Below are 321 nucleotides of genomic sequence, written 5' to 3'. Positions count from 1 at the left end.
CTGTTGATGTTGCTGGTTCCGCTGTTGGAGTAACTGGAGTTACTGTTGGTGTGTACTTCGCTGTAATTTCAGTTCCATTCTTATCAACACGTTTCACGGTTACGCCTGTAGCAGTTCCAGTAAATGATTTTTCTGGTACGAAAGTTACTGTTCCGTCTGCTGCTACTGTGTATGTACCAACGCCTTCTACTGTCTTAGTGGTTGAACCATCTTCGAAGGTAGCTGGAGTATCTTCATCGATTGGAACATTTGGATCCCCTTCTGTGAAGGTTGGTTTACCAGATTGTGTTTGACCTTGGATATCTGTCGATGTTGCATCTT

1 protein-coding gene is annotated in these 321 nt (G+C 43.6%); it reads right to left on the bottom strand.

Features of this window, described 5'->3' with window-relative positions; all coding sequences use genetic code 11:
* Positions 1-321: hypothetical protein (locus AX663_RS06265; protein ID WP_156430771.1), on the bottom strand; the 321-nt coding region annotated here is incomplete at both ends.

The sequence above is a fragment of the Streptococcus sp. CCH8-H5 genome, from assembly GCF_001556505.1.
Classification (GTDB): Bacteria; Bacillota; Bacilli; order Lactobacillales; family Streptococcaceae; genus Streptococcus.
The sequence above is the reverse complement of the archived record's forward strand: the minus strand, read 5'-3'. Positions and strand labels throughout refer to the sequence as shown.